Origin of the sequence: Pararcticibacter amylolyticus, assembly GCF_003130405.1 — a bacterium.
Lineage (GTDB): Bacteria > Bacteroidota > Bacteroidia > Sphingobacteriales > Sphingobacteriaceae > Arcticibacter > Arcticibacter amylolyticus.
This window is the reverse complement of record NZ_QEAS01000013.1, coordinates 52,417-59,946: the sequence shown is the minus strand read 5'-3', so window position 1 is coordinate 59,946 and position 7,530 is coordinate 52,417. Positions and strand designations below refer to the sequence as shown.

Annotated in this window: 8 protein-coding genes; 3 read left to right on the top strand and 5 right to left on the bottom strand. The window is 45.3% G+C overall.

Translation table 11 applies throughout. From position 1 onward, the window contains the following. Positions 1-148 precede the first annotated feature (148 nt). Positions 149-514 carry a winged helix-turn-helix transcriptional regulator gene (locus tag DDR33_RS16000; RefSeq protein ID WP_202913763.1) on the bottom strand — a complete coding sequence of 122 codons (366 nt, stop codon included), beginning with the start codon at positions 512-514 and terminating at the stop codon, positions 149-151. Between the two features lie 93 nt (positions 515-607). On the opposite strand from DDR33_RS16000, the gene DDR33_RS15995 reads away from it, so the two are divergent. Then, positions 608-1,576, top strand: coding sequence for an aldo/keto reductase (locus DDR33_RS15995; protein ID WP_109416816.1), 969 nt, complete (start codon positions 608-610; stop codon positions 1,574-1,576). Positions 1,577-1,679: 103 nt separating this feature from the next. Here the strand turns inward: DDR33_RS15995 and DDR33_RS15990 are convergent, their stop codons facing one another. Further along, positions 1,680-2,987 carry an ATP-binding protein gene (locus DDR33_RS15990; RefSeq protein WP_109416815.1) on the bottom strand — a complete coding sequence of 436 codons (1,308 nt, stop codon included), beginning with the start codon at positions 2,985-2,987 and terminating at the stop codon, positions 1,680-1,682. A 275-nt stretch (positions 2,988-3,262) separates the two neighbouring features. Here DDR33_RS15990 and DDR33_RS15985 point away from each other — a divergent pair, with 275 nt between their 5' ends. Together DDR33_RS15985 and DDR33_RS15980 are read left to right on the top strand one after the other, a co-directional pair. Then, on the top strand, positions 3,263-3,673 hold the full coding sequence (locus tag DDR33_RS15985; protein WP_109416814.1) for a VOC family protein: 411 nt from the start codon (positions 3,263-3,265) through the stop codon (positions 3,671-3,673). Positions 3,674-3,792: 119 nt separating this feature from the next. Then, the gene (locus tag DDR33_RS15980) at positions 3,793-4,260 is read left to right on the top strand and encodes a DinB family protein (RefSeq protein ID WP_109416813.1); all 468 of its coding nucleotides are present in this window, start codon (positions 3,793-3,795) and stop codon (positions 4,258-4,260) included. A 90-nt stretch (positions 4,261-4,350) separates the two neighbouring features. Here DDR33_RS15980 and DDR33_RS15975 read toward each other — a convergent pair whose 3' ends face one another. From DDR33_RS15975 to DDR33_RS15965, 3 genes are all read right to left on the bottom strand, one after another. Beyond that, the gene (locus DDR33_RS15975) at positions 4,351-4,884 is read right to left on the bottom strand and encodes a dihydrofolate reductase family protein (protein WP_109416812.1); all 534 of its coding nucleotides are present in this window, start codon (positions 4,882-4,884) and stop codon (positions 4,351-4,353) included. 71 nt (positions 4,885-4,955) lie between these two features. Then, positions 4,956-5,690, bottom strand: a complete 735-nt coding sequence (locus DDR33_RS15970) for a helix-turn-helix domain-containing protein (protein ID WP_109416811.1) — start codon at positions 5,688-5,690, stop codon at positions 4,956-4,958. A 241-nt stretch (positions 5,691-5,931) separates the two neighbouring features. Beyond that, the gene (locus DDR33_RS15965; RefSeq protein WP_109416810.1) at positions 5,932-7,482 is read right to left on the bottom strand and encodes a TlpA family protein disulfide reductase; all 1,551 of its coding nucleotides are present in this window, start codon (positions 7,480-7,482) and stop codon (positions 5,932-5,934) included. Between the last annotated feature and the right edge of the window lie 48 nt (positions 7,483-7,530).

The following is a 7,530-nucleotide window of genomic DNA, read 5'->3' as shown; positions in this document are numbered from 1 at the left end:
GCTAAAAAAGCGATGAAAAAGCAAAGAAAGAGCCCGGGATCAGCGTTTCATAAGCGAAGGGACTCTGAACCAGGTCAGGAGCGGGGAGTATCCAAAAAGCTAACGGGAGCAGGTTCTCTAAATTCAAATTTCACTAACATCAAGAAGTTCATTGCTGTTCAACCCCTGGTGACTGAAACAATGATTCCAGCGCCTCGCGGTGCGTTTCGCCCCACCGCGCAGTCACTTCAATTACCGGTATCAGGGTTTGGCCTAATGCCGTAAGCTCATATTCCACCTTTGCCAGCTTTTGCTCAAATTTGGTTTTCCGGATGATGCCCTGCTCCGCAAGCTGCTTCAACTGCGTGTCCAGCAGCCGCCGGGAAACTTTGGGTAAGCGCCGGTGAAGTTCGCCAGGCCTTTTAACTCCCGAGTGAATATACCAGATCAGGTTAGGCTTCCATTTGCCGTTCATCACTTCCATAAACAGGTGAAGGCCGCATTCCAGGTGCATAGGTAACTTCCTTTTATACATCCTGCGAAGATAAGTCATCGCAATGTCCTAACCAATACGGCTAAATTCAGCCCTGCTTGACACAGGGCCGCAGCAAGCCGAACTTTGGCAAATATGAAACACAAACTTTTCGGAACCCAAACCGGTTTACCAGCCAGCGAGTTAATTTTAGGCGCTGCAAGTTTAGGTCAGCGTCGCGGTTACGGCGCTATAGAGGAGGATATTCCTAAAATCCTGGCTGCCTATGCTGATGCCGGTGGGAACTTTATCGATGTAGCTGACCAGTACCAGCTTGGCGAAGCAGAAGAAATTGTCGGAAATTTTATCGCATCGCGGCGAAGCAACTTCATCATCTGCACCAAGTACACCCGCAGCAGCGAAGCCAACCCTTCGCCTGCCAATTCCGGCAACCACAGGAAGGCCATGCGACAGGCGGTTGAGGCGAGTTTGAAGAGGTTGCAAACGGACTACATCGATATTTACATGCCGCATTATGATGATGGCCTCACTCCGCCGGAGGAAATCGCCCGTGGACTGGAAGACCTGGTGAAAGCCGGGAAAGTCCTCTATACCGGCCTGGCCAACTTCCCTGCCTGGAAGGCAGCTGTTATTGCTCATGCTATTCCGCTTACGGCATTGCAGATAGAGTACAACCTGGCACAACGCACGGCAGAGCGCGAACTGGTGGATATGGCGGCTCATTTTGGACTTGGAACCATGTTATACTCCCCCCTGGCGGGCGGGCTGCTTACCGGCAAGTACCGGCAGGGAGCATCCGGCAGGCTGGCGCAAGGTGGAACAGGGCCATACCAGGAGGATCATGCCACGAAAACCATTCTCGATACCCTGGAAAAGATTGCCCGGGAGCTTGAAGCTACGCCCGGACAGGTGGCGTTGGCCTGGACGCTGACCAAAAACGCCTTTCCCATTATAGGCGTCCGTACCCTTGCTCACCTTACTGGCAGTTTAGGGGCTTTGACTATTCACCTGAGTCCGGAGCAGATCACAAGCCTGGATCAAGCCAGCGCAGTCACATTGGGTTATCCTCATGATCTGCTCCGGACGGTTCAGAAAACTTATTAACTATTAATAATGAAAGTGTCGGATAGGGGGATCGTTGTATTTATTATAGCATGCTATTGTAGTTTGTCAGGATGGCAGGACCTTTGAGTCGATGGTTTATGTATTACATATCGCCGGGCGAAAGCAGTAAATAGCTGAAAGTGTAGCCTTTTAACTGGTCTTCAAGCTTGCGGGCTTTGGTCATTAGTAAGTTCTTATCCAGTTTGCCGGGATTTAATTTTACTTCAGCGAACTCTGCTATCTTCTCAGTTTCGTTGATTGCAACTATGTCGATTTCATTGTCTGCCCTGTCCCAGTAATTGCCGATAATATTGTAACGCTGCGAAAGAGCCATTTTTTCTGTAAACCACTTCTCAAGAAAACGCCCGGCAAAGGTGTGGAAATCCCGTTTGAATATGTCCTTTATATAGGTGAAGTTTCCAATCTCAATAGCGTTCCTGTTTTTGAAAATGAAGCGGAACCAAAAGTTGAGGAAGTTGTCATCTATATAATATTTTTGATTTCTTGATCCAGGTTTGGAAAGTACAGGTTTTACCGTCCTAATGATCTGGTATTCATTCTGAAGCCGGTCGAGATACCCTCCTATATTTTTCTCCAGTATCGATTCAATATCCGAGCGGGATGTTTTAGCGCTGGCCATAAGGGATAGAATAGAGAAATAGGTGGTGTATTCTTTTCCAAACTCTTCAATGAGTAAATTTTTTCCCTCGTCGAGCCAAAAGGAATTTGGCCGGAATACCTCTTCTATTATAGCTTCGAACGTGAACGCATTGCGTTCTGCAAGTAATTCCACATATTTCGCCACTCCTCCGGTCATTACAAAAAAGGCGAGGAGATCAATCGGCTCATATTTTGGATGATAATCAGAGACTATTTCTTTAAGAGTGTCAACTGAAAATGGTTTCAAAAGAATTCGCTCGTTTGCCCGGCCAAAAAGCGGCTCTTTTGCATTTTCGAATATTTTTTTCATCATCGAAAGTACCGATCCGCTTAATATGAGATTTAAATGGCTCTGTTGCTTGCGACGGTCCCATATTCGTTGCATCTCACTAAAAACTGAAGGGTTTATAGTATTAAATTCCTGAAACTCGTCAATTGTCAATGTAAAAGGACGTTGTTCAGATAGCTCCATTAGGTATTCGAAAATGCTACTAAATGAATTGAAGCTCCCAAAAACCTGGATCGAAAGTGCTTTCTGGATTTCAGCAATAAAGTCCTGGCAGAGGAGTACTTCTTCCTTTCGGCTAACAAAAAGATACACATGAGGGCTTGCTTGGGTGGATTTTAAAATTAAACTTGTTTTACCGATTCTTCGTCGACCGGTAACAATTGTCATCCTGGCCCCGCCGGATATAGCTTTCCTGGTCCTTTCTAGTAGAGTTAATTCATTTTCACGATTGTAGAACTTCATAACGTAATGGAGGTTACAGTAATGTGGGTTACTGTAATCAAAGTTACGTTATATTTTATTACCAGGAAATTTTATTGCTGTGAAGTAATTATTCCCGGACCTGCACAACTAACCTACTGATCATGCTATCAATGCAGCTGCTCCGGAAAATACAAGACTTAAGTCCGTAAAAGCCCCCGGCGGGTGAATACAAAAGTTTTTTAAAAGCGAAACTCTGCTGACAGACAGTTGTCATAAAGCTTCCTGAACTTTGTCTCAAATAAAATTGAAGACAAATGAATCTCGTTTCAATCAGGGTCATTACTGAAGATGTCAGTAAACTTTTAGAATTCTATGAGCATATCACTCAGGTAAAGGGCATTCGCTTTACAGATGACTTTGCAGAACTTCAAACGCCTGGCGGAACCCTCGCTATTGGCAGCACCCGGACATTGCAGTTCTTCGGCGGGCCGCAAGTAGCTAAAGCCGCCGCAAATCAAACGGCAATAATCGAATTCATCACCACTGACGTAGACAAGATTTACCAGGAACAATCCGGGTTCCTGGCACCCTATCTAGTGCAGGAACCCACGACAATGCCCTGGGGCAACCGTTCACTGCTGTTCCGCGATCCGGACGGGAACCTGGTCAATTTTTTTACCCCTGTGAGCGCCGATGCCATTAAAAAATTTGAAGGCAAAATTTAACAGTCAGCGTGCCAATAATGTAAGTACCGAAGCGGGGAATAGTCCTTCGTCAAATATGCTTTTCTTACGGGTGGGGAGATTGTTAATTAAAAGCCTATTTTAGCGTATAAACATTCTCCATGACACAAAAGGAACTGATCATCAAACATCTTAATGAAACCAGAAGGCGCAGTATTATACTATGGAGTGGACTTCCCGAAGCCTTTTATAACTGGAAACCTGATCCCGACGCCATGACTGCTATCGAGATGATAAGACATGTGCTGCAAGCCGACTATGGCTGGAATATGATCATCAATAAGGAAGATATGAGCAATTATCATACACCCTGGGAAGGGCGGCCCTTCGGTAGCGTTGAAAAGGAGATTGCATTTGCAGAACCTTACCGGCAGAAATTTTTAGATAGTGCCGGGAAGTTCTCTGAGGAGGAACTTTCCGGCACTATTATCATCCATCCCGGAAACGGTGCAGAGAAGCTTCTCGGCGACTATCTCCTCAGGATTGCCTACCATGAGTCTGTGCATGCGGGCCAGTTTTTATATTGCCTGAGAGCGATGGGAGTAGAAAGACCTTTTATCTGGGATTAAGCAGATGCTGAGCAGGGCAGAAAAGAAAATTACCGGTAGCCCGGGTCTCTTACACGCCTTTAACAAGCGAACCGATAACATCGGTCGCCATTATCTTTTCCGTTTATAATGCAGTTGCGTCAATCCCGTTTCAAATGTTTTTGCTGAGATGAATTCAAGTAGTTGTTCAGGCCTTCCGTCCTTAAACAGTCTTGTCCCCTCACCTAGTAAAACCGGGATGACCGAAATGATAAACTCATCTACCAGGTCGTTCTGCAATAGTTCATTGATTACTTCGGCACCGCCGTCGCAATAGATGTTTCTGCCGCTTTCAGACTTCAGGCGGTTAACCAGGTCGGTTAGGCTCCCGGTATAGAAAGTCGTCCTGCCTTCCTGCTGCCTTTCAGTTCTCGTTATGACATACACGTCTCTTTGTCCGTTGTCATAATGAGCCGGGCCGATTTCCTTAAGCACATAGTCATAAGTTCTTCTCCCGACAATTAATGTATCAATGGTGTCTGTAAATTCGGTATAACCATAGTCTTCTCCTTCCTTTTCAACGAGTTTCAGGAAGCTGAGGTCGTCATTCGGCTTGGCAATATATCCGTCTAAACTTGCTGCAATGAAAAGTGATATTTTTCGCATTTGTTTCGGGTTTTAATGTTTCACAAAGATAATTTACGGCGCCCAGCTGCACTTTGTAAAAATGCGACAAATTAAAGCTCAGATGGTGGAAGTCCGGTGTTGCGCCTGATTTCATTGGTCAGATGCGAGTGATCATAATAGCCGCATTCGAAAGCAACCTCCGACAAACTCCGGTCTTTGTCTGGGTTTTTAATCATCGTTAAAGCATTTTGAAAACGGATAATGTTTGAATATTCTTTCGGTGATAAGCCGATGTGCTTCTTAAAATTCCGCTCCAGCTGCCGTACGGTGGTGAAGTTTCTCTTTGCCAGTTCGCAAATGCTGATTCGCCCCTTGCCTGAATGAATATCATCGATAGTTGATTGCAGCAGATTGTACTTGTTCCTGATTCTGCCGGAAAAAAACCGGTTCAGGTAATCGAACGGAGATTCACCGATCTTATCAAGATTAAATGAATCGGTTTTCTCAAACTGAACCGTATTGTCAATGAGTTCATGCTGTGAAGCATAGCTGTAAAAATTGGCAAAAGTTGCAGGTTTGAGGCAAACACCTAATAAATGAGTTGCACTATCAATAAAATTGTCTTTAAATGAAGTCATTGCACCAACTGCATACGTTTTCCCAAATTCCATAGAAACCGAGCCGTTGTCTGTCAAACAGGTGTTACCCAGATTTATCACTAATCCTGCACAACCATCAGGGAAAATCCGGTCCCATTGTTTATCAGATTCATCCCCTTTCAACTCCCAGTAGGAGTGAATAAAGGAGGCTAATCCTTTGCATGGAGAGATTTCTCTATACTTCATTTGTTCTTCAGCGACAGGATAAATGTAATGCGGACTCTACTTACCGTTGAACCCGCTAATTTAACTAATTCTTTGTCGGAAGCTGTCGTTAATTGAAAGCCAGACCTCATTCATCATCCAGGGTTAAAACTATCAGGCTAATATATTGAAAAATAACAGCGCAGGGAGTGACGTTATGAGCGATGTTTTGTACGAGCTTGCCATAATAGCATCTCAATTACGAATCCCCGATAAGATGATATTACAAGAACCCGTCGATTTGGCGGTATAACTCTGCTTTGTCGCTTGGTCGTTTAGCTTTAGGGATCACCAGTTTGCCCGAACGGTCAAAGATAAAATAAGTAGGGTAAGAGTTTCGGCCTTCGAAAGCAGGAAGCAGCTCCTCCCAGAATGGATTAATATCCTTCCTGCTTTTCCTTAAGTGCCATCCCTCCATGTTGTTCACTATTAAGAACTCCCGCCACTGAGCATCCTTTTTATCTTCATCCATATCAATGTAAACGAAAGCCACATCCTTGCCTTCAAAGCGTTTCCTAAGTTCAGGCACATATCTGAGCTCATCCTTACAAGGGCCGCACCAGGTTCCCCATATATCAAGATAAACGACCTTTCCCTTGAACCTGGCCAAAAGCGCGGCAACAGAATTTATCGAGTCAGACTCATTGAAAATATGTATAGCCCTGTTAGCGCTATTCCGTTTTAACGCAGCTTTCAACATGTTCATCCGCGCACTCAGTTTACCAATATACCTGCTCCCAGGATAGATATACATTAACTCCTCCATCAGTGGTGCTGCCTGAGCCAGATCCTTATCCACAGTTTTAGAGAAAACAGCCTGGGCCAGTAAAGCCTCTGCAACATCCGCGGGATAGTTGTTGCGTATAGCAATCCAATTCAGAAACATTTTGCCCTTTTTGTCAATCAGGACATTTCCGCTATCCAACGAGATATTGTAAAACTTCAAAGGAGTCTTGTTCGCATTTTCTTTAAGCGTTTGCATCTCCAGAATGGCTTGTCCCTCCATATGGCCGACATAGTTATCTGCCATGCGGTAAAATTGCGGGCCTGCGGGCATCACCTCCGGCGTGATAGATACGCCTTTATATAGTTCGGCGGTAAGGCCGATCAGCTCCCTCATCCTGAAAGAGCCTATCCCCCTCAGGTATGAATGCGCTTGTACCACAGCATCGGCCTCTACTTCCTGGCTGATCAGTTGTTTTTCGAAGTGGGTCAAGCTGCTCTCTTTAATACCCTTGAGTCTTTCATCCCTGATGGCAAACCATGGCTTGAACACACTATCTGCAACACCGGCGGCGCTAAGGTGTGCATAGGGGTTTTTAGCCCGTATTTCTTTTCCAAAGAAAGGAATGTCACCCAAATGCAGCGATGCTAAAAGGCGGTTCTGCGCCCCGGCAGTCCCTTTAAACAGAACGGTGGTGTCAGACCCGAAAATCAGTTGCAATTTCTTTCCTGGAATAAGCAGTAAAGTATAAGCGCGGCCACCACGTTGCAGAGTGGCGAATTTGTATTCGTTAAGAGGTAAATCGATAGTAAAATTGCCACGGTTATCCGCTATTACCTGCAGGTCGTTCTCGCGGTAATTACCATATACAAAAGGAATATTTAAATAAAGCGTATCACTCCGAGATCCACCTGGAAGCTTGCCGTAAAGCCTGAACTGAGCGTTTGTCCTGATGCCCCACACGAAGAGCAGGAGCAGGGCAAGCAAAAACCTTCTGCTGCAAATTCTACCAGTTGGATGCCGGGACAGGGCGGAGTTTAGTGTTTTCATACCGGAAATTAGCGAGGACTACCCGGCAGGAAAAATCTATGTGACGAA

Excerpts from the sequence above, each read along its gene's own strand:
- DDR33_RS16000 (WP_202913763.1), bottom strand. The coding sequence starts at position 514 with ATGTATAAAAGGAAGTTACCTATGCACCTGGAATGCGGCCTTCACCTG.
- DDR33_RS15995 (WP_109416816.1), top strand. The coding sequence starts at position 608 with ATGAAACACAAACTTTTCGGAACCCAAACCGGTTTACCAGCCAGCGAG.
- DDR33_RS15990 (WP_109416815.1), bottom strand. The coding sequence starts at position 2,987 with ATGAAGTTCTACAATCGTGAAAATGAATTAACTCTACTAGAAAGGACC.
- DDR33_RS15985 (WP_109416814.1), top strand. The coding sequence starts at position 3,263 with ATGAATCTCGTTTCAATCAGGGTCATTACTGAAGATGTCAGTAAACTT.
- DDR33_RS15980 (WP_109416813.1), top strand. The coding sequence starts at position 3,793 with ATGACACAAAAGGAACTGATCATCAAACATCTTAATGAAACCAGAAGG.
- DDR33_RS15975 (WP_109416812.1), bottom strand. The coding sequence starts at position 4,884 with ATGCGAAAAATATCACTTTTCATTGCAGCAAGTTTAGACGGATATATT.
- DDR33_RS15970 (WP_109416811.1), bottom strand. The coding sequence starts at position 5,690 with ATGAAGTATAGAGAAATCTCTCCATGCAAAGGATTAGCCTCCTTTATT.
- DDR33_RS15965 (WP_109416810.1), bottom strand. The coding sequence starts at position 7,482 with ATGAAAACACTAAACTCCGCCCTGTCCCGGCATCCAACTGGTAGAATT.